18 protein-coding genes are annotated in these 21,235 nt (G+C 65.0%); 1 reads left to right on the plus strand and 17 read right to left on the minus strand.

The window, feature by feature from the left end:
* Positions 1 to 23: 23 nt before the first annotated feature.
* Complete coding sequence (hisD, locus tag B0I08_RS09115) at positions 24 to 1,331, minus strand: histidinol dehydrogenase (RefSeq protein WP_106212033.1); 1,308 nt, start codon at positions 1,329 to 1,331, stop codon at positions 24 to 26.
* Positions 1,332 to 1,396: 65 nt separating this feature from the next.
* Here hisD and B0I08_RS09120 point away from each other — a divergent pair, with 65 nt between their 5' ends.
* Positions 1,397 to 1,894: a flavin reductase family protein gene (locus B0I08_RS09120; RefSeq protein ID WP_106212035.1), complete on the plus strand. Its 498-nt coding sequence runs from the start codon at positions 1,397 to 1,399 to the stop codon at positions 1,892 to 1,894.
* A 21-nt stretch (positions 1,895 to 1,915) separates the two neighbouring features.
* Here B0I08_RS09120 and dnaE read toward each other — a convergent pair whose 3' ends face one another.
* From dnaE to B0I08_RS09200, 16 genes are all read right to left on the minus strand, one after another.
* The gene (dnaE, locus tag B0I08_RS09125; protein ID WP_106212037.1) at positions 1,916 to 5,437 is read right to left on the minus strand and encodes a DNA polymerase III subunit alpha; all 3,522 of its coding nucleotides are present in this window, start codon (positions 5,435 to 5,437) and stop codon (positions 1,916 to 1,918) included.
* A 34-nt stretch (positions 5,438 to 5,471) separates the two neighbouring features.
* Positions 5,472 to 6,392, minus strand: a complete 921-nt coding sequence (locus B0I08_RS09130; RefSeq protein WP_106212039.1) for an RluA family pseudouridine synthase — start codon at positions 6,390 to 6,392, stop codon at positions 5,472 to 5,474.
* A 2-nt stretch (positions 6,393 to 6,394) separates the two neighbouring features.
* Entirely contained in the window at positions 6,395 to 7,006 is a 612-nt protein-coding gene (gene lspA, locus B0I08_RS09135) for a signal peptidase II (RefSeq protein WP_181243355.1), read from the minus strand.
* Complete coding sequence (locus B0I08_RS09140) at positions 6,993 to 7,670, minus strand: DivIVA domain-containing protein (RefSeq protein WP_106212043.1); 678 nt, start codon at positions 7,668 to 7,670, stop codon at positions 6,993 to 6,995. The genes lspA and B0I08_RS09140 overlap by 14 nt, the downstream gene beginning before the upstream one ends.
* 150 nt (positions 7,671 to 7,820) lie before the next feature.
* On the minus strand, positions 7,821 to 8,123 hold the full coding sequence (locus tag B0I08_RS09145) for a YggT family protein (RefSeq protein ID WP_106212045.1): 303 nt from the start codon (positions 8,121 to 8,123) through the stop codon (positions 7,821 to 7,823).
* An 18-nt stretch (positions 8,124 to 8,141) separates the two neighbouring features.
* Positions 8,142 to 8,618 carry a cell division protein SepF gene (locus B0I08_RS09150; protein ID WP_106212046.1) on the minus strand — a complete coding sequence of 159 codons (477 nt, stop codon included), beginning with the start codon at positions 8,616 to 8,618 and terminating at the stop codon, positions 8,142 to 8,144.
* A gap of 33 nt (positions 8,619 to 8,651) precedes the next feature.
* Positions 8,652 to 9,386 (minus strand): YggS family pyridoxal phosphate-dependent enzyme, encoded by a 735-nt coding sequence (locus B0I08_RS09155; protein ID WP_106212298.1) that lies wholly within the window; start codon positions 9,384 to 9,386, stop codon positions 8,652 to 8,654.
* A 17-nt stretch (positions 9,387 to 9,403) separates the two neighbouring features.
* Positions 9,404 to 10,570 carry a cell division protein FtsZ gene (gene ftsZ, locus B0I08_RS09160; protein WP_106212048.1) on the minus strand — a complete coding sequence of 389 codons (1,167 nt, stop codon included), beginning with the start codon at positions 10,568 to 10,570 and terminating at the stop codon, positions 9,404 to 9,406.
* Between the two features lie 141 nt (positions 10,571 to 10,711).
* A complete protein-coding gene (locus tag B0I08_RS09165) occupies positions 10,712 to 11,722 on the minus strand; it encodes an FtsQ-type POTRA domain-containing protein (protein ID WP_106212050.1) in 1,011 nt (336 codons plus the stop codon).
* A 24-nt stretch (positions 11,723 to 11,746) separates the two neighbouring features.
* Positions 11,747 to 13,171 (minus strand): UDP-N-acetylmuramate--L-alanine ligase, encoded by a 1,425-nt coding sequence (gene murC / locus B0I08_RS09170; RefSeq protein WP_106212052.1) that lies wholly within the window; start codon positions 13,169 to 13,171, stop codon positions 11,747 to 11,749.
* Positions 13,172 to 13,182: 11 nt separating this feature from the next.
* Positions 13,183 to 14,271, minus strand: a complete 1,089-nt coding sequence (locus B0I08_RS09175; protein WP_106212054.1) for a UDP-N-acetylglucosamine--N-acetylmuramyl-(pentapeptide) pyrophosphoryl-undecaprenol N-acetylglucosamine transferase — start codon at positions 14,269 to 14,271, stop codon at positions 13,183 to 13,185.
* Entirely contained in the window at positions 14,268 to 15,554 is a 1,287-nt protein-coding gene (gene ftsW, locus B0I08_RS09180) for a putative lipid II flippase FtsW (RefSeq protein WP_106212056.1), read from the minus strand. The genes B0I08_RS09175 and ftsW overlap by 4 nt, the downstream gene beginning before the upstream one ends.
* 88 nt (positions 15,555 to 15,642) lie before the next feature.
* Positions 15,643 to 17,154 carry a UDP-N-acetylmuramoyl-L-alanine--D-glutamate ligase gene (murD, locus tag B0I08_RS09185; protein WP_245884716.1) on the minus strand — a complete coding sequence of 504 codons (1,512 nt, stop codon included), beginning with the start codon at positions 17,152 to 17,154 and terminating at the stop codon, positions 15,643 to 15,645.
* Entirely contained in the window at positions 17,151 to 18,254 is a 1,104-nt protein-coding gene (mraY, locus tag B0I08_RS09190) for a phospho-N-acetylmuramoyl-pentapeptide-transferase (protein ID WP_106212060.1), read from the minus strand. The genes murD and mraY overlap by 4 nt, the downstream gene beginning before the upstream one ends.
* Positions 18,251 to 19,693, minus strand: a complete 1,443-nt coding sequence (locus tag B0I08_RS09195) for a UDP-N-acetylmuramoyl-tripeptide--D-alanyl-D-alanine ligase (protein ID WP_106212062.1) — start codon at positions 19,691 to 19,693, stop codon at positions 18,251 to 18,253. Before B0I08_RS09195 ends, mraY begins: the two co-directional genes overlap by 4 nt.
* Positions 19,690 to 21,234 (minus strand): Mur ligase family protein, encoded by a 1,545-nt coding sequence (locus B0I08_RS09200; RefSeq protein WP_106212064.1) that lies wholly within the window; start codon positions 21,232 to 21,234, stop codon positions 19,690 to 19,692. The genes B0I08_RS09195 and B0I08_RS09200 overlap by 4 nt, the downstream gene beginning before the upstream one ends.
* Between the last annotated feature and the right edge of the window lies 1 nt (position 21,235).

The raw sequence follows: 21,235 nt of genomic DNA on the forward strand, positions 1-21,235 counted from the left end.
CAAGCATATGCCCGGCGACGGCTTCAGGCCGGGAAGCGCGCGCTCACCGCGTCGCCGTGCCCCGGGAGGTCTTCCGCGCGGGCGAGCGCAACGAGTCGTTCTTCGACCGCTTCGAGTGCGTCGCGGGTATAGCGCACGACCTGCTGGGGCCGAAGGAACGTGTACGCGCCGAGTCCCGAGGAGAAGAGCGACTGTCCCCCGGTGGGCAGCACGTGGTTGGAACCGGCCATGTAGTCACCGAGGCTCACCGGCGAGTGGGCTCCAAGGAAGATTGCGCCGGCGTTCTCGATCAGGTCGAGTACCACCCCGGGCTGGTCGGTCTGGATCTCGAGGTGCTCGGGACCATAGGCGTTGCTGAAAGCCGCAGCAGCAGCGAGGTCACTGACCAGGACCACGGCGGACTGCTGGCCATCGAGAGCCTCACGCACCCGCGCGGCGTGGTGGGTGGTGAGGGCCAGGCGCTCCACCGCCGCGAGTACGGCGTCGGCAAGTTCTTCCGACGTCGTGACCAGCACGGCCGCGGCGAGCTCGTCGTGTTCGGCCTGACTGATCAGGTCCGCGGCGACGAGCAGCGGGTCCGCGGTCTCGTCGGCGATCACGAGAATCTCGGTGGGACCGGCCTCCGAGTCGATTCCCGTCACGCCGAGCACGAGACGCTTCGCCGCCGCGACATAGACGTTGCCGGGGCCGGTGATGAGTTGCACGGGGTCGAGGCTCAGCGCGGGAACGCCATACGCGAACGCGCCGATAGCGCCCGCACCTCCCATGGCGTAGACCTCATCAATGCCGAGGAGTCCGGCCGCGCCGAGAATGGTGGGGTGCACGGCACCATCGAACTGCTTCTGCGCGGGCGAGGCGAGCGCGATCGAGGCGACCCCCGCGACCTGGGCGGGCACAACGTTCATGACCACACTCGAGGGGTACACGGCCTTGCCGCCCGGAACGTACAGGCCGACGCGCCGGATGGGCTGCCAGCGCTGGATGACCTCAGCCCCCGGGGCGAGCGTGGTGACCGAACCGGCCGGAATTTGGGCCTTGCTTGCCTCCCGAACGCGCACGATCGACTCTTCGAGGGCCGCGCGCACCGTCGGGTCAAGCTTCGCCATCGCACGGGCGATCTCATCCGAGTGCACTCGGATGTGGGTCGGACGCACACCATCCAGGCGTTCGGCCTGTGCGAGCAAAGCCGCTTCGCCCTCGGCACGGACATCCGCGATCAATTGGGCGGACACGACGGATGCCGCGGACACATCCGTTTTGGCCCGCGGGATCAGGCGCGCCAGTTCGGCTCGGTTCGGCTGGAGGTCTCGGAGATCGATCGTCTGCATCATGGCCCTTCAATGCTAGGGGTTTTCCCGCGACGAGTGATCGCACCGGGCGGCCGCATACTATACATATGGAAAGTAGCGCACCCGACGATCTCGAAGCCTTCAAGCAGGCGTTCCGCCGCCATGCCGCCGGAGTCGCCGCCATCACGGCGCTGGGACCCACGGGAGCTCCCGTGGGTTTCACCGCTACCTCCCTTGCCTCCCTCGCCGCGGTTCCTCCCCTGGCGACGTTCAACATGTCCCAGGTATCGAGCGCGTGGCCCGCAATGACCGTGGGAAACCACGTGGGCATCCACATGCTCGGCCCGCGCAGTCGTCACCTCGCCGAGCGCCTCGCGGCCGATCACGACGTGCGCTTCCGCGGCGACCACTGGCAGCCGGGGCCGCACGGCGTTCCGGTGCTCAGCGACGTCACGGCGTGGATGATCGGGGAGATCATCGACGTCCATCCGGTTTACAACAACGCGGTGATCGTCGTGCGGATTGAGGTCGGCGGGGTGGGCGAAGAAGACGAAGCGCTGCTCTACCACGAGCGCCGCTACCTGCGTCCGGGGCTCGACGCCTGACCCTTCCCACCAGCCGCCGGCTCAGACCAGGCAGTTAGGCCCGAGCAGCGTCTTTAGCTCGCCGAAGAGATCGGCCGAGACCGTGACGGGCAACGGAATGTCGAACACCCGCGCGACATCCCCCTTGATCAATTTGAGACGCACCTCGCTCGGGCCGGCGTGCCGCTGCAGCACCTCGGACAGCGACTGCACCACCTGGGTGGTGGCACGGAACTCCGGCATCGCCAGCACGAGCGGACCCGTGCCGAACCCGGCTCCGAGGTCGGGGGTGAACATGCTGGCAGCGTGCAGGTTCATTCCGTCGTCGCGCACGCTCACCCGGCCCTTGACCACCACGATGGCGTCGTTGACGAGGGCGGAGGCAAACTCGAGATAGGTCTTCCCCATCAGCATCACGGTGATCTCCGCCGCGAAGTCCTCGACCACGATCATGCCGTACTGGTTACCGGAGTTGCGCGCTGTACGGTGTTGCACATTCGTGATGAGACCCGCGACGGAGACGGACTCGCCGTCTTTCGCTATCTCGCCACCGAGGATGTCGGTGATGCTCGCCGTCGCGTGCTTCGCTAGGGGCACCTCGAGACCCGCGAGCGGGTGGTCCGACACGTACAGGCCGAGCATCTCTCGTTCGAAGGCGAGTTTGTCGCGCTTGGACCACTCCGGGCGGTCGGGCACCTGCGTGGTTGCCTGGGGCTCGTCGAACAGGCTGTCGAAGTCGAAGCCGGCCTGCCCTGTCGCTTCGGTGCGCTTGACGCTGACGGAGCTGTCGACGGCGTCTTCGTGGATCTCCAACAGCGCGCGCCGGGTGGCACCGAGTGTGTCGAAGGCGCCCGCTTTGATGAGCGACTCCACGGTTCGCTTGTTCGTGACCTGCAGCGGCACCTTTGCGAGGAAGTCATGGAACGATTCGAAGCGTCCCTTCGCCTCGCGCGAGGTGCGAATTCCCTCAACCACGTTGGCACCGACGTTGCGCACGGCGCCGAGTCCGAATCGGATGTCGCCGTTGACGGCGGTGAAGTCCACGAACGACTCGTTGACATCGGGGGCGAGCACCTTGATACCCATGCGGCGGCACTCGTTGAGGTACATGCCGAGCTTGTCTTTGGAATCCCCCACGCTGGTGAGCAGCGCGGCCATGTACTCCGCGGGATGGTTCGCCTTCAGGTAGGCGGTCCAGTAGCTGAGCACGCCGTAGCCCGCCGAGTGTGCCTTGTTGAAGGCGTAGTCGGCGAAGGGCATCAGGGTGTCCCAGAGCACCTTAACGGCCTGGGCGCTGTAGCCGTTGCCGAGCATTCCGGATTCGAAGTCGGCGAACTGCTTGTCCAGCTCGGACTTCTTCTTTTTACCCATTGCGCGGCGGAGCACGTCGGCCTGTCCGAGCGAGAACCCGGCCACCTTCTGCGCCACGAACATAACCTGCTCCTGGTACACGATGAGGCCGTGAGTGATGCCCAGGCTCTCCCGCAGCGGCTCTTCGAGCTCCGGGTGAATCGGCACAATGTCCTGCAACCCGTTTTTGCGCAGCGCATAGTTGGTGTGCGAGTTCATGCCCATGGGGCCCGGGCGATACAGAGCAATCACCGCAGAGATGTCTTCGAAGCTGGTGGGCTTCAGCTGACGCAGAAGCGCACGCATGGCGCCACCATCGAGTTGAAACACCCCGAGGGTGTCACCGCGGGCGAGCAGGTCGTAGGTGTTCTGGTCTGCGTCGAGGTCGAGGTCTTCGATCACCAGCTTCGTGCCGGTGTTCTTCTCGATCATGCGCAGCGCGTCTTCGATGATGGTGAGGTTGCGCAGCCCCAGGAAGTCCATCTTGATCAGGCCGAGACTTTCCAGCGGAGGCTGGTCGAACTGGGTGATGATCGCGCCGTCGTCTTCGCGCTTCATGATCGGCAGCACGTCGAGGAGCGGCTCGGCGGAGAGGATCACACCGGCGGCGTGCACGCCCCACTGGCGCTTGAGGTTCTCGATGCCGAGTGCGGTCTCGAAGACCTTCGCGGCGTCCTGGTCGACCTCGAGGACGGCGCGGAAGTCGGCGGCTTCTTTGTAGCGCGGGGCATCCTTGTTCATGATGTCGCCGAGCGGGATGTCCTTGCCCATGATCCCGGGCGGCATGGCCTTGGTCAGCCGCTCCCCCACGGAGTACGGCATCCCGAGCACGCGCGAGCTGTCTTTCAGAGCCTGCTTGGCCTTGATGGTGCCGTAGGTGACGATCTGGGCGACACGGTCGTCGCCGTACTTGTCGGTGACGTAGCGGATGACCTCGCCGCGGCGACGATCGTCGAAGTCGACGTCGACATCGGGCATGGAAACGCGCTCGGGGTTGAGGAAGCGCTCGAAGATGAGGCCGTGCGCCAGCGGGTCGAGCTCGGTGATGCCCATCGCGTACGACGCCATGGAACCGGCTGCAGAACCACGTCCGGGGCCAACCCGGATGCCCTGCTCCTTGGCCCAGGTGATGAAGTCGGCAACCACGAGGAAGTACCCGGGAAAGCCCATCTGCTTGATGACATCCACCTCGTATTTCGCCTGCGCGAGGTGCGCCTCGGAGGGAGCGTTCTTAAACCGCCGCATCATGCCGGCGGCGACCTCCTTCTCGAACCAGCTGGCCTCGTCTTCGCCCTCGGGAACGGGGAACCGCGGCATCAGGTTGCGATGCTCGAAGTTCACCTCGCACCGCTCGGCAATCAGGAGGGTGTTGTCGCAGGCCTCCGGGTGGTCGCGGAACATATGGCGCATCTGCGCCGCGGTCTTGAGGTAGAACTCGTTCGAGTCGAACTTGAACCGGTTGGGGTCGTCGAGGGTGGACGCCGACTGCACGCAGAGCAGCGCCGCGTGGGCGGTGGCGTCGTGGGCGTGGGTGTAGTGCAGGTCGTTGGTGGCCAGCAGCGGAATGTCCATTTCCTTTGCCAGGCGCAGCAGGTCGGTCATGGTGCGGCGTTCGATATCGATGCCGTGGTCCATGATCTCGGCGAAGAAGTTCTCCTTGCCGAAGATGTCCTGGAAATCGCCCGCCGCCTGGCGTGCCTCTTCGTACTGGCCAAGACGCAGGCGCGTTTGCACCTCACCACCCACGCAGCCGGTGGTGGCGATGATGCCTTTGGAGTACTTCGAGAGCAACTCGCGGTCCATGCGGGGCTTGAAGTAGAAACCCTCGATCGACGCGAGCGAGGACAACCTGAACAGGTTGTGCATTCCCTCGTTGTTCTCCGAAAGCAACGTCATGTGGGTGTAGGAACCCGAACCACCCACGTCGTCGCCGCTCTGGTGCGATTGCCCCCAGCGCACCCGGGTGCGGTCCTGTCGTGCGGTGCCCGGAGTGATGTACGCCTCGGTGCCGATGATCGGCTTCACTCCGTTGGCCGTGGCCTGTTTCCAGAAGTCGTATGCACCGAACATGTTGCCGTGGTCGGTGACCGCGATCGCGGGCATCTTCTGCTCCGCGGCGGCCTCCATGAGGGGTCCTACGCGTGCGGCCCCGTCCAACATCGAGTACTCGCTGTGGACGTGCAGGTGCACAAATGAATCATTGCTGGTGCTCAACGCGGCTCCGACTTGCTAGTGGTGAGTACCCAGCTTAGGCCTGACGAAGTATGTCGAGGGCGTGTTGCAGGTCCTCGGGATAAACAGTTTCAAACTCAACAAAATCGCCAGATGAGGGATGCCGGAAGCCGAGCTTTTTGGCGTGCAACCACTGGCGGGTGAGACCAAGACGGGCGCTGATCGAGGGATCTGCGCCGTACATCGAATCTCCGACGCAGGGGTGGCGCTGCGCCTGCATGTGCACCCTGATCTGGTGCGTGCGGCCCGTTTCGAGGGTCACCTCGAGCAGCGACGCGCTCGGAAAAGCTTCGAGAGTTTCGTAGTGGGTCACCGAGGGTTTGCCCTCCGCGGTCACCGCGAACTTCCACGAACTCGACGGATGCCGCCCAATGGGCGCGTCGATGGTGCCGGTCAGCGGATCGGGGTGTCCCTGCACGACCGCGTGGTAGATCTTCGACACCTCGCGGTCGTGGAACGCGCGCTTGAGGTGCGTGTAGGCACGTTCCGACTTTGCGACCACCATCAGGCCGCTCGTGCCGGCATCGAGGCGATGGACGATGCCCGCCCGCTCCGTCGCGCCAGACGTCGAAATACGGAATCCCGCGCCGGCCAGGGCACCGAGCACGGTGGGTCCCTCCCATCCGACAGAGGGATGTGCAGCGACACCGACGGGCTTGTCGATGACCACGATGTCATCGTCGTCGTAGACGACGGTCAGGTCGGGCACGAGCACCGGCACCACAACGGGTGCCTCGCGGGGCTGCCAGGACACTTCGATCCACGACCCGGGAAGCAACCGGTCTGACTTGCGCACCACGGCTCCGTCGACGGTCACACCATCCGCCTCGGCTACCTCCGCGGCAAAGCTGCGGGAGAACCCAAGCAACTTCGCGAGTCCGGTGTCGACGCGTTCGCCGGCAAGGCCCTCGGGCACGGGCATACTGCGGGTTTCCACGGCTATGGTCTCCCGTCCGGTGTGGTGTCGGAACCCGTAGTGATGTCGGGATCCGCGGCCGAGCCCACTGCTGGTGCTGTGTCCTTGGTCTCCCGGGAGCCGTCCAACCCGACACCGCGCAGCGTGAGCAGGATGAACACGCCCATACTGGCAACGATCGCGACATCCGCAATATTGAAAATTGCCGGGAAGCCCCAGACCAGCAGAAAGTCGATGACGTGGCCCTGGCCGAAGCTGGGTTCACGGAATAGTCGGTCGGTGAGGTTGCCGAGGTTACCCCCGAGGAGCATGCCGAACAGCGCCGCCCAGGCAAGGCTGCGAATGCGGCGCGCGAAGACGAGGATGAAGACGGCAACTGCGGCGGCGACGATGGAGAAGATCCAGGTCATGCCCTCCCCGAGGGAGAACGCCGCGCCAGAGTTCTTGACGTAGTGAAACTGCAGGAGCTGGCCGAGCACGGGAACCGTGGAACCCTCGGTCAGGTTCGACGTGACGGCCAGTTTGGTGAGCTGGTCGAACGCGTACACCCCAGACGCAACGATGGCCAGCAACACGAGCGCTCGGATACTGAGCGCGCGTGTGCTGGCCTTCGTTACGGCGTTAGTTTCCGGCAAAACCAGACACGTTCGAGGACGACTCCGAGAGAGAACCCTGCGGGCTCTCGAGGTCGCGGAGCTGGCCCTCGATGTAGCTCTTCAGCTTCTGGCGGTACTCGCGCTCGAAGATGCGAAGCTCGTCGATGCGGCTCTCCAATACGGAGCGCTCCTCTTCGAAGGCGTTCAGCTGCGCGCGCTGCTGAGCCTCGGCGTCGGCAAGCAGTCGGGCTGCCGTCGCGTGAGCGTCAGCGATCAGCGAGTCACGCTTCTCGACACCCTCACGGACGTGCTCCTCGTGCAGACGCTGGGCGAGCACGAGCAGGTTGGTGGTCGCGAGCGACTCGTCTTCAATCGCGGCCGGAGCGGCGGCAACCGGCGCAGCAACAACGGCGGCGACGGGTGCGGGCTGCACCGCAGCGACCGGCTCGGGGGCCGAGATCGGCGCGGGGGTCTCCTCGACGTCCTGCGCGGAGGACTCCTGTCCCCCACTGCGCTGGAGCTCGCTGATACGCGAGTCACTACCCACGAGGCGCTGGCGCAGCTCTTCGTTTTCCTGGTTCAGGCGACGCAACTCGACGACGACCTCGTCGAGGAAATCATCGACCTCGTCCTGGTCGTATCCTTCGCGGAATTTGGTCGGCTGGAACCGCTTGTTGACTACATCTTCCGGAGTCAATGCCATTTCCGTCTCCTCAAGAGCTTGTTTTTACGACTACATGCAGCGCTGAAATTGCGCTGACAACATTGTGCAGATACCCACGGATGCGCGGGCCAACTGGTCAAGAGTACATCGGGCACGCAGTTTCACGAATCCGGATGACCCCCGGTGGAGCTACATACCGATTCCGGCTGAGACGACAGACATCAGAATGATGACTGCGAGCATTACCAGGCTCCAACCGAAGTCGAGAGCCACCCCACCGAATCGAACCGGCGGGAGAACTTTGCGCACAGCGCGCAGGGGCGGGTCGGTCACCGTGTAGGCGGCCTCTGCCAGAACCAGTACCGGTCCGCGTGGCTTGAACCCGCGCACGAAATTGGTCAGGAGGTCGAGGATAAACCTCACCCACATGAGCAGGAAAAACAGGAAAAGCGCGATATAGACAATCGTCGCCAGGAAAGAAACTGCGGGCATCGCGCGTATCAGCTCGCGCTACTGCTGGGTGAAGAACGAGGCCTCAACATCGGAGTCAGCCTCCGCCTGCTCGCCGCTGACGGCCACGTGGGCCGGGGACAGCAGGAAGACCTTGTTGGTCACGCGCTCGATCTTGCCGTACAGACCCTGGGAGAGGCCACTGGCGAAGTCGATCAGGCGGCGGGCGTCTGGCTCCGACATCTGCGACAGGTTGATGATCACGGGAATTCCCTCGCGGAAGCTCTCGGCGATCACCTGCGCGTCTTTGTACTGGCGAGGGTGAACGGTCAGAATCTCATTCATGTCAGCGGGTCCCGCGGCTTTCGGAGTCGTTTTCTGGCGTAGGGGGGTCACCGGCGCACGGTTGGGCGCAGAGGGAGCGGTGTGCGCTACGGGCGCAGCGGGTGCGGTCGGTGCCGCGGGCTGCTGCTCGTAGTCCAGTTCCTCGTCCGCCAGTCCCAGGTAAACCATGGTCTTGCGCAGCGGATTAGCCATTTGTTGCCTCCATTGTGAATCCTCTGGTTTAGATTAACCGGCGTCGGGCCGGTTTCCGGTGATTGCACTGCCAATACGCAGGTGTGTCGCGCCATCCAGAATGGCCTCGCGGTAGTCCGCGGACATCCCCATCGACAGCGCCGTGGCATCCGGCGCCAGGCGCTGCAGCCGGGCCGACGCTGCCCTGACCTCGGCGAACGCGGCGCGTGGATCGCCATTCACAGGCGCGACCGCCATCAGTCCGCGGAGGCGAAGGCAGGGGGTGCCGAGGGCCCCTTCGGCGAGTGCCTCCAGCTGCGCTGGCGCGACTCCGCCTCGGTTAGCGTCGTCGGTCAGGTTGAGTTGGATGAAAATATCGATCGGCCGGGGCGCGTCTCCCGTGGGCTGCGCGGGATCGACGGTAAGAGCGAGGGCCCGCACCAGCGAAGTGCGGTCGACAGAATGGATGACCCGCGAATACTCGATCACGGCTCGAGCCTTTTTGCTCTGCAGCTGACCAACGAAGTGCCACGTGAGATCCAGATCGGCCAGCGCCGCCGCCTTCGGAGCGGCGTCCTGGTGTCGGTTCTCACCGAAGTCGCGAACCCCGAGCTCGTACAGGTTTCGCACCAGGGAGACGGGATGGAATTTCGTGACGACAATCAGCGTGACGTCGGCGGCATTACGACCCGCGTCGGAGATGGCCGATGCGACGCCTTCCTGCACCGCCGCCAGGCGAGTCGCCAACGCGCCAGGATCGGAGGATCCCGGCGCGCTGCCCGCCGACAGGGTCGACACCCCGCCGCCTACTTGAGGAAGTCGGGGACGTCCAGGTCGTCGTCTCCGTCGTCATCGAACGAACGGTCGGCAACCGGGGTTACGGGAGCGACGGGCTCGGGCGACCACTGGTGCGCGGGCGCCGACGAGGCGGCAGCGGCAGCCGCGACGGCGGGTGCCGGTGCGCTTTCCGTGGAAGCCGCCGGCTTAACGAAGGAGCTTCGACGCTGGTCCTGAGACTTCGGGGCGGGCTCACTATCGAATCCAGCAGCGATGACCGTGACCCGAACCTCGTCGCCAAGGGTGTCGTCGATAACCGCACCGAAGATGATGTTGGCTTCGGGGTGAACGGCTTCCTGCACCAGGCGAGCCGCATCGTTGATCTCGAAGATACCCAGGTTCGAGCCGCCCTGAATGGACAGCAGCACTCCGTGGGCGCCATCAATGCTTGCCTCGAGCAGCGGTGAGGCGACGGCAAGCTCGGCGGCCTTGATGGCGCGGTCGGCACCGCGAGCGGAACCAATACCCATGAGGGCGGAACCGGCACCCTGCATGACCGACTTGACGTCGGCGAAGTCGAGGTTGATGAGCCCCGGCGTGGTAATCAGGTCGGTAATTCCCTGGACACCAGCGAGGAGCACCTGGTCGGCAGTGGTGAACGCCTCAAGCATGCTGATGCCGCGATCGCTGATCTCGAGGAGGCGATCGTTGGGGACGACGATGAGGGTGTCGACCTCGTTCTTGAGGGCCGCGACGCCGGTCTCTGCCTGGTCCATGCGGCGCTTGCCCTCGAACCCGAACGGCTTGGAGACAACACCGATGGTGAGCGCGCCGATGGACTTCGCGATGCGCGCGACGACCGGAGCGCCACCGGTACCGGTACCGCCACCCTCGCCCGCGGTCACGAACACCATGTCGGAACCGGCGAGGGCCTCTTCGATCTCCTCCGCGTGGTCCTCCGCGGCGCGGCGCCCCACCTCGGGGTCTGCGCCGGCGCCCAGGCCGCGGGTGATCTCGCGCCCGACGTCGAGCTTGACGTCAGCGTCGCTCATCAGCAGCGCCTGGGCGTCTGTGTTGATGGCGATGAACTCGACCCCGCGCAGTCCGAGTTCGATCATGCGGTTGACGGCATTGACGCCGCCGCCGCCGATTCCGACCACTTTGATTACGGCGAGGTAGTTCTGGTTCGATGTCACTTTCAGCCTCCGCTGGAAACTCTCAACCTCAAGTTGAAGATTAAAGTCATGCTCAGTATGCATTTCCTGCTATGACCGTAGGCGGGTAGCCCCCACGAATCGCGCAAGAACTCCGCGTGTCGGAGAGTTCGCGCCGAAAAACTATTGCGGGCTGCAGATGGGCGCCAACGGCGCAGACACGTCGACGATCGCCAGGCTCGCACACTCGGGCAGCTGGAGCATGCGCGCGAGCACCTGTGCCTTCAGCTCCGAGCTGCGCGCGCTCCCCCAGACCACGCGCGCCGAGGTCTCCTTCAGCGCGAGTTGCACGTCGTCGGCGGTTGTTGCGGTGACGACATCCACCTTGTCGGCAACCTCCTGGGGCATGGCCAACAGCACTTCAACGGCGGAGGCGAAGGCGGCACTGTCGACGCCTTTGTCTCCCACGTCGATGAGGGGAAGCCCCGACCGCTCTGCGGAGGAGGAGATCACAACGCCCGCGGGATCAACTTCGTCGAAGCTGCCGCTGCGCTCGATCGATCCGATTGCCGCGCGCTCCACCACCTGAATTCGGAGGGTGTTCGGTGGCACCGTCTCCGTCACGTAGCTGCGGATCAGCGGGAAGGCGGCGAGTTCGCTGTGGATCGAGTCGAAGTCGATCAGCGCGAGGGGCGTGCCCATTTGTTCTTCGACGGCCGCACGCACGTCCTCCTCGCTGACGCGGCTCGTGCCTTCGATCGTGATTTCGCGCAGGGCCAGGATGGGCGAGTAGACCGCAATCGCAAGGACAACCCCGAGCGTTGCAACAACGGCGCCGACCGTAATCCATGTGGCGCGCCGGCGACGTGAGCGCCGCGTGAACCGTCGCACCTCTGCGCGTTCGAACCGCAGGCGGGCTCGTGCGGCTTTGCGCAGTCTGCGACGGACCGCAGCGGGGCTCTCGGATGCGACACTCTCCGCGCGGTCATGCTCTGGCTCGGCGGTTCGCCCGGTTCCGGGGTTGGGCTTCGATCCTGCCCCGGCGTCCGGCGACGCGTCGGAAGACGCCTTGCCCGGTAGGCGCGTGTCCGGACCGGGCGTGCTCGTGCGGAACCCGCGATTCTTCGGCGCGCGCGCCTTGGGTGCGTCGGGCTCGGGCGCGGAATGCGGGTCGAACCCCTCTGGTCGCTTCACTCGGTTCGCTCTACTCGGTTCGCTCTACTCGGCCGCGGGAGGTTGCGTCGCGAGGGAGGCCAGGATCTGGGGCACGATGCGGTACACGTCGCCGCAGCTGAGCGTCATGATGATGTCTCCATCGCGGGCAATTGCCGCCGCATGGTCGGCCGCCTGCTGCCAGTCCGGAAGGTAGGCGACCCGGCTGGGGTCCTCGAAGCGTTCAGACACGAGCGCTCCGGTCACTCCCGGTATCGGGTCTTCCCGGGCTCCGAAGACGTCGAGCACCACGGTGTGGTCCGCGAGATCTTCGTACGTCCTGGCAAAATCTCCGGCCATCATCTGGGTGCGGCTGTACAGGTGCGGCTGGTGCACCGCGATCAGCCGGCCGGACCCGACGACGCTGCGTGCGGCAGACAGCGCAGCGGCAACTTCGGTGGGGTGATGCGCGTAGTCGTCGTACACGCTGACGCCGCGGACAACCCCGTGCAGCTCGAAGCGTCGTTCGGTTCCGGTGAACTTCTCGATGCCGCGGAGTGCTGCCTCCGGGTCGAAGCCGAGGCCGACGAGCACGGCGAACGCGCCCGCCGCGTTCAGTGCGTTGTGGTGCCCCGGAATACGGAGGGTGGCCGGATAGTCGACTCCCCCATGGCGGAGGATGAAAGAGACTGGGCCTGCCAGTTCGACGGAGTGCAGCATCACGTCGGCGTCAGCGCTTTCACCGAAAGTCAACAGGGTTTTGTTCGCGAGGTCGTCCGTCTGACGGAGCGCGTCGGTGACCCGAATGGCACCCGCGTCATCGCTCGAGACGACCACAAGTTCGGTGGAGCGAGCGGCGAATTCCACGAACGCGGCGTCGAACGCCTCGTGTGATCCGTAATGGTCGAGGTGGTCAGCGTCGACGTTCGTGATGAGTGCCACGGCGGTGTCGTAGAGAAGAAAAGACCCGTCTGATTCGTCGGCTTCGACGACGAACAGTTCGCCGCTGCCGGATGCGGAACTCAGCCCGAGGGACTGAATGATGCCGCCGTTGACGAAGCTCGGGTCTGCGCCCAGGTCGAGAAGCGCCGTCACGAGCATGCCCGTGGACGTCGTTTTTCCGTGAGCCCCGGCGACGGCGATGAGCCGCTGCCCGTTGATCAACCAGGCCAGCGCCTGGGAGCGGTGCAGGGTCGGGATTCCCCGTTCAATCGCCAGCAGGTATTCGGGATTGTCCGGCCACAGCGCGCCGGTATACACGAGTGTGTCGGCCGAACCGAGGTTCGCAGCGTCGTGACCGATCGCGATCGTCGCTCCCAGCTCGCGGAGTGCCTCGATGTTGTGGTTTTCCGAGCGGTCGGAACCCGTCACGGTGTATCCCGCGGCCAGGAACAGCCGGGCAATACCGCTCATTCCGGAACCGCCGATCCCGACAAAGTGCAGGGAACCGAGTTCAGTGGGCAGGGGCTGGGCGAAGTCGGGCTTGATCATTGGACTCGATTTTAGACGCTGGCGGGATGGGATGCTCGGGCTGAGTTGATGAGGTCGATCATGCGGTCCGCTCCATCGCGGGAACCCACCGTAATCGTCGCCGCGGCCATCTCGGCGATCGCGGCACGATCACGAAGCAAAGGCAGCAAATCCCGCGCGATCCAGGCCGGAGTGAAGTCGGCGTCCGCGACGAGCCTGGCGGCCCCGGCGGCCACGGCATCCTTGGCGTTGAAGCGCTGCTCGCCATTTCCGACGGGGTACGGAACGTACACCGCGGCAACACCCACAGCGCTTAGCTCGCTCACGGTCGCGGCGCCCGAGCGGGCGATCGCCAGGTCGGCCACGGCTATCGCGAGGTCCATCCGGTCGCAGTATTCGAGCAGGGTGTAGCCGGGCAGCAAGGGATCGCGCACCTCTGACCGATTACCGGCGATGTGCAGCACCTGCCACCCGCTACCGAGAATCAAGGCAATCGCTTCGGAAACGGTCGCGTTAAGCTTGCGGGCGCCCAGGGACCCGCCGGTGACGAGCAGAACCGGCTTATCAGCATCCAGTCCGAAGAAGCGAAGACCTTCGGCGCGACTCGCCCCGCGGTCCAGCCGTTCAATTTCCCGGCGCAGGGGCATTCCGACGACACGTCCGCCTCGCAGACGGGTCGCGTTGAATGCCACGCCGACGTAGCGGGTGAACCGGGAACCGACGCGGTTCGCCATTCCCGGTTTCGCGTTCGCTTCGTGAATCACCAGCGGCAGGTGGGCTCGGGCGGCGGCAATGTAGGCGGGCGCGGCGGCGTAGCCCCCGAAACCCACCACGACGTCGACACCGCGGTCGTCGAGGTACGCGCGGGTTTGCGCCACCGCTGCCCGGAATCGGGCGGGAAACCGGAGTGCGGCGACACTGGCGCGTCGGGGGAAGGGGAGCCGGGCGATCGTCAGCAGCTCGTAGCCCCGCTGCGGAACGAGGCGAGCCTCGAGCCCCTCGGCGGTTCCGAGCACCAGAATCGTGGCATCGGGTTCGCGGTCGCGAATACGGTCCGCGACCGCGAGCAGCGGATTGACATGCCCGGCGGTACCGCCGCCGGCCAGGAGGTAGGTGGTCATACCAGGGGCCTCGATCGTCGTGCTGCAGCGGAACGGGAGCGGTCCGAAGGGGTAACCGGTTCGGACAAGTCGACGGGCTCGGGCCTGTGCCGTGCGAATGAGAGCACAACTCCTACGGCCAGCAGCGATGCGATCAGCGCTGACCCTCCAGCGGAGATGAGCGGAAGGGGAACACCCAGCACCGGGAGGACCCCGAGCACGACCGCGATGTTGATGAAGGCCTGACCAACGATCCAGATCATTACCCCGCCGGTGACGATTCGGGAGAAGTTGTCGGTCGTGCTGCGCATGATCCGCACAAATGTGACCGAGAGCACCACGAACAGCACGAGAACCACGAGCGAACCGATCAGGCCCAGCTCGTCGCCGATGATGGCGAAGATGAAGTCGTTATCGGCTTCCGGGAGCCAATTCCACTTGGCGCGCGAACCACCAAGGCCGGAGCCGAGAATTCCGCCGTCGGCGAGGGCCCACCACCCGTGCACCGTCTGCCAGCAGTAGTTGGAGAAGTCGTTCTCGTTGGAGCACCCGGTGAGCCAGGCCTCGATGCGAGCCGTGCGCGAGTCACTGAGGGAGGCGACCGCGATACCCAGCGCGCTCACGACGACCACGGCCGTGGCGATGACGCGCAGCTTCACACCGGCATAGAACAGTGCGGCCAGAACCATGGCGAGCATAACGATCGCCGTGCCCAGGTCGTTTCCCAGCAGAACAAAACCGATAGCGAGCCCTGCCACGGGTGCGATGGGCACGAACACATGCTTCCAGTCGTGCAACAGGTCTTTTTTGGCGGTCACCACCCACGCCAGCCACACCGCGAGGGCGAGCTTCACCAACTCGGACGGCTGGGCCGTGAAGTTGCCGATCCTGATCCAGTTCTGGTTACCGCCGTAGCCGTATCCGAGGCCCGGAACGAACACCAGAAGCTGCAGCAACGCGCCGAGCGCGATTGCGGGCCATGCCCATCGCTTCCAGAACGAGACCGGCATGCGGGACGCGACGAGCATCAGCGGAATGCCAAGCAGCGCGTACAACCCCTGACGCAGGAACGCGCTGAAAAAGCTTCCGCCCGACGAAATTTCCTCGACCGAGGAGGACGACAGCACCATAATCAGGCCGAACAGCACCAGGAACAGCGTGGTGCCCAACAGAAGGAAGTAGTTGCCTGTTTCTGCGCCGAACACCCGCTTGACGGCGACGATCGCGCCTGCCGTTCTGCGCTCGCGATTCGCGGATCCGGCCGGGGTGCGGGGACTCGAGGTGCGCGGAGGTGAGTGCGTCATCCGGTCCCCTTTCTTCGGTGCAGGCGTTTCTCAGGCAGACAATTCCCAGGCAGACATTTCTGAGGCAGACATTTCTTGGATATCCGGACTACTGCCTTTCGGTGGTATCAGCTGTGCCCACATGCAGCCGTACCGCGGCTGCGAACCGTCGGCCCCGGTCACCGTAGTCGGCGAACTGGTCCATCGACGCGGCAGCGGGAGCCAACAGCACTACATCTCCCGGTCGCGCCGCGGCGGCCGAAAGACGCACGGCCGCGGGCATCACCTCACCAGTGTCGGTTGTCTCCACCTCGAACACCGGGAGGGAGGGCGCGTGTCGCTGGAACGCCGCGCGAAGCGCATCGCGGTCGACTCCGATGAGAACGGCCGCGCTTAGCCGGGCAACGTGCGCGCTGACCAGAGCGTCCACGTCGATGCCTTTGAAGAGACCACCAACGATCCACACCACGGAGTCGAACGCGCGCAGGGAGGCGGCAGCGGCGTGAGGGTTCGTTGCCTTGGAATCGTCGATCCAGACGAGGTCCCCGGCGACGTCGATCCGCTCGGTGCGGTGCGCGTCGATCGTGAACGTGAGCAGGGCAGATCGAACTACCGCCGGATCCACGCCGAACGATCGCGCAAGCGCGGCCGCCGCCAGGACGTTCGCGAGCGAGTGCGGGGCGCCGAGGCCAACCGCCGCAAGCTCTTCCCGGGTGGATAGCTCAAGTGCGGTCGTCGCCCGTTCCTCGAGGAAGGCGCGGTCGCAGAGGATGCCGTCGACCATTCCGAAGTCACTTCGCCCCGGGGCATCCAATCCGAAACCGATTGCACGGCATCCCTCGACAACCTCGGCGTTCTCCACCATGCGCCGGGTCACGAGGTCGGCGCGGTTGTACACAGCGGCGACCTTCGTGTTCGTGTAGACCCGAGCCTTGGCGTCCCGGTAGGCCTCACGGGAGCCGTGCCAGTCGAGATGGTCGTCGTCGATGTTCAGGCAGACGCTTGCCCAGGCACTGAGCGTGCCGTTCGGGGTGTGATTGAGCCAATGCAGTTGATAGCTGGACAGTTCCACTACGAGCACATCGAAACCGTCGGGGTACCGCACGGCGTCGAGCACCGGAATTCCGATGTTGCCCACGGCGGCGACGCGCTTGCCGTCTGCCTGCAGGATGTGGGTGACCAGCTGAGACGTCGTTGTCTTTCCGTTGGTACCGGTCACCAGCACCCACTCCGCGGCGGGGAGCACCTTGTCGCGAACCCGCCAGGCGAGTTCGATGTCACCCCAGACGGGAATTCCGCGGTCGTTCGCCCAGAGCAGCACGGCATTGTCGGGGTGGAACCCCGGTGAGACGACGATCAGTTCGGGGTCGAATCCAGCCAACTCGGACGGCACGCTGGCGAGGTCGTGCCGGAGAAACTCGCCCCCGATGACCGACAGCAGGCCGAGGTGCTCTTCTTTGGCGGATGCCGCGGCGACCAGCACCCGTGCGCCCAACTCAACCAGGGTGTCAGCGACAGAAAATCCGCTCACTCCGAGACCGAGCACGGCGACCCGCAGGTTCTTCCAGTCGGAGTTCCAGCTCGTCAGTTCATCAACGGATCTTTTATCGGAGGTACTCACGACGCCTGGGTAACCCATTCGAGGTAGAAGACACCCACGCCGACCGCGACGAACAGCCCGGCGATCAGCCAGAATCGCACAACAACAGTGATTTCGGCCCACCCCTTCAACTCGAAGTGGTGGTGAAGCGGACTCATCAGGAAGATGCGTTTACCCTTCGTGATCTTGAAGTAGGCACGCTGCAGGATGACGGAGCCGGTCACGATGAAGAAGAGCCCGCCGATGAGAACGAGCAGCAGCTCGGTGCGGCTCAGGATCGCGAGCCCGGCGAGAGCACCACCGAGACCGAGCGAGCCGGTGTCACCCATAAAGATCTGTGCTGGCGACGTGTTCCACCAGAGGAAGCCGACGAGAGCACCCACGATCGCGGCGGCGACGACTGCGAGGTCGAGCGGGTCGCGCACGGTGTAACAGATATTGGCGACATCCGGATCGAGATCCTGGGCAAAACAGGACTGGTTGTTCTGCCAGAAGCCGATGAAGATGTACGCGGACATCGCCAGGATCATCGCACCGGTGGCGAGCCCGTCGAGCCCGTCCGCAACGTTGACACCGTTGGAGGCGCTCACCACGATGATGGTCGACCACAGTGCAAAAACGATCACACCGAGAACGAGTCCCAGGCTCATAAAGTCGAGCCATTCGATGTCACGGACGCCCGATACGAAGGTGGATGCCGGTGTCAGACCGTTCTCGTCAGGAAAGTTCAGCGCGATCCCCGCAAAAATCGACGCGACGATGACCTGGCCGACGATCTTGGCCCAGCCGCCGAGGCCAAGGCTGCGCTGGTTGCGGGTCTTCAGGAAGTCGTCGATGAAGCCGACGAACCCGAGCCCGACCATCAGGAACAACACAAGCATTCCGACAAGAGTCCAGGGCACGCCTCCGACGATGTGGCCCACGAAGTAACCGAGAACGGAGCCGGAGATAATCACGATGCCACCCATGGTCGGGGTGCCCCGCTTCGAGTGGTGGCTCTGCGGGCCGTCGTCCCGGATGAACTGGCCCCATTTCAGGCGCTTGAAAAGTCTGATGAACGCGGGCGTAAGGAAGAGCGTGAAGGTGAGCGAAAATCCTCCGGCGACGAGCAGCGCGATCACGGGGTAACTCCGCCGAGACGATCGCCAAGGAACCGCAGTCCCGCAGACTTCGAGGACTTCACGAGCACAACGTCGCCTCGACGCAGGTCGTTTTGCAGCAATTCATAAGCCTCTTCGGCCGTCTTCACGAGCACCGATTCTCCATCCCACGAGCCTTCGAGTCCCGCTGCGTTGTGAATGTGACGGGCGTTATGCCCCACCACAACCAATTTCTGAACGTTCAACCGTACAGCCAGTCGGCCGACGCGATCGTGTTCCTCGTTGGCGTACTCCCCGAGCTCAGCCATCTCACCGAGCACGGCGACGGAGCGTTCTCCGGGGCGAATGATCTGGGCCAATGTCTTGAGCGCGGCGGCGGTCGAATCCGGACTTGCGTTGTAGGCGTCGTTGATGACGACAACACCGCTCTCGGGCGTGAGAACTTCCATCCTCCACCGCTCCGCGCGGGGAACGGCCTCGAGGGAAGCGATCGTGGCGGCGAGGTCGAGGCCCAGCTCCTCCGCGACGGACAGGGCGGCCAGCGCGTTCAGCACATGGTGCTCCCCGAGGATCCGCAGCGATACCGGCGCGCTACCCGAGGGAGTTATCGCGAGGAACGTCGTGCCGGTCGCGGACGCTTCGATGTTCTCCGCGCGTACCGCTGCGGACTCCGATAACCCGAAGGTTACGACCCTGGCGGCCGTGACATCCCCCATCGAGGCCACACGGAAGTCATCCGCGTTCAGGATTGCGACCGCAGACGGGGGCAGCGAAGTCACCATCTCGGACTTGGCGGCCTGCACGGCGTCTATGCCGCCGAACTCGCCGACGTGAGCGAGGCCGACTTTCAGGACAACGGCGACGTCCGGTCGCGCAATCGCGACCAGCCGGGCAATTTCGCCGGAGCCGCTCGCGCCCATTTCGACCAGGAGGTACCGGGTCTGAGCGGTGATGCCGAGCATGGAGATCGGGGCGCCCACGTGATTGTTGAACGAGCCCTGGGGCGCCACCGTGGGGGCCTGCGCTGACAGGATCTCGCGCAGGAGGTTCTTAGTGGTCGTCTTGCCGTTGGATCCGGTGATGGCGATGACCGTGAGGTTGCCCACCGCACGCACGCGCGCGACGACCTCGGTCGCGAGAGCGGCAAGAGCCGCCACGCCGTTGGCCACGACGATCTGGGGAACCGGAAGGCTGAGTTCGCGTTCGCAGACCACGAGCGCAGCGCCGCCAGCGACAGCCGCGTCGGCAAAGAGATGGCCGTCGGTGACCTCCCCCGGCAGAGCCAGGAAGAGGGAGCCGTCGGTGACGAGACGGGAGTCCGTTTGCACGGAGCCGTCGATGATCTCGGCCGAGACGGTCGCGAGAACGTCGACAGACGGAGCGACCTCGGGCGCCGAGCCCGCCGGGACAAGCCGACCGCCCAGGATGGAGGCAATTTCACCAATGCTGAGAGGGATCACGCCCAGCCCGCCTCACGCAGGGCAGCCCGCGCTTCGTCCCGCGCTGAATAGGGCGTGCGAACCCCTGCAATGTCGCGGTAGTCCTGGTGGCCGGGTCCTGCCCAGAGGATCGAGTCACCCTCGCGCGCCAGCGAGACGGCCGTGCGGATTGCCCGCTCGGGCGGGCTGACCTCGTGGATCTCGGGCTGGTGGGCGGCCAAGTGGGCACCCTCGAGGAGCGTCTTGCGAATGGACGCCGGGTCTTCGAAGCGGGGGTGGTGATCAGTGATGACCAGAATGTCAGACCCGTCCGCGGCTACACGTCCCATCTCGAGGCGCTTCGTCGCGTCGCGGTCGCCGTCCGCACCGAAGACCATGATCGTTCGGCCGGGCGTGAATTTCTTCACCGCGGCGAGGGTGTTGAGGAAGGCATCAGGACTGTGACCGAAGTCCACGTAGACGGAGGGGCCGTGCTCGCCGGACACGCGCTCGGTACGGCCAGGAAGGTAAGCGTCGATCCCGCCCTTCTCCTCGAGAGCCTGTCCAATTGCCTCCAGCTCGAATCCCGCCTCGACCAGCATCACGATGGCAAGGGCCGCATTAGCAGCCATGTGCCAACCGATGAGCGGAACCCGCGTCGTGAGCGACCGATTTTCGGGCCCACTGAGCCGGAACTCCGTGAAGGTGGCCTGTTCCTCGATGATCGTGGTGACCCACTCGGCATCTATTCCGGGCGTGGTCGAAATGGTCGTCACGGGAATGTGGGAGTCGGACACAACACGCTGACCCCAGCTGGTGTCCAGGGACACAACGCCGCGCTTCGCGCGATCGGGCTGGAAGAGGGGGAGCTTCGCTGCAAAGTACTCCTCCATGTCCGCGTAATCGTCCAGGTGGTCGTGGCTGAGGTTGGTGAATCCAACAACGTCGAACATGATTCCGTCGACGCGGTTGCGGCTGAGCGCCTGCGCGCTGACTTCGACCGCGACGGCGCGCACGTTGCTCTCGCGCATACGGGCGAGCAGCGCGTGCATCTCGCTGGCCTCGGGCGTCGTAAGACGGCTGACTACGGTGAGGTCGCCGATGTGGCGCTCGGCCGTGGAACTCAGTCCCGTCACCAGGCCGAGCTGCTTGAGGATTCCCTCGAGCAGGTACGAAACAGAAGTCTTGCCGTTGGTGCCCGTGGTGCCGAACAGCAGCGGAGGGTGCTCTGAGGAGCGGTACACCCACGCGGAAATTTCCCCGAGGGCTTCGCGGGGCGAGTCGACCAGCACTATCGGCAGACCGCTGTCTTTCGCGATTTCGGCCCCCGCGGGGTCGGTGAGGATCGCGACGGCCCCGCCCTCGCGCGCGGCGCTGGCATAGCTGGCACCGTGGCTGTGGGCGCCGTGGATGCCTACGTACAAGTCACCAGGGTGCAGGTCACCGGTGCTCAGGGTTACGCCGGTGACTTCGACGCCATCCAGTGAACCGGAAGTCTCGAGACCGAACTCGCTGACGAGTCCGGCAAGGGATCGGGCCGATGGATGTTCCGGGCGAAGGACCGGGGGTATCCGAGCGGTCACG

It is taken from the genome of Glaciihabitans tibetensis (genome assembly GCF_003003265.1).
In the GTDB taxonomy this organism is placed as follows: domain Bacteria; phylum Actinomycetota; class Actinomycetes; order Actinomycetales; family Microbacteriaceae; genus Glaciihabitans; species Glaciihabitans tibetensis.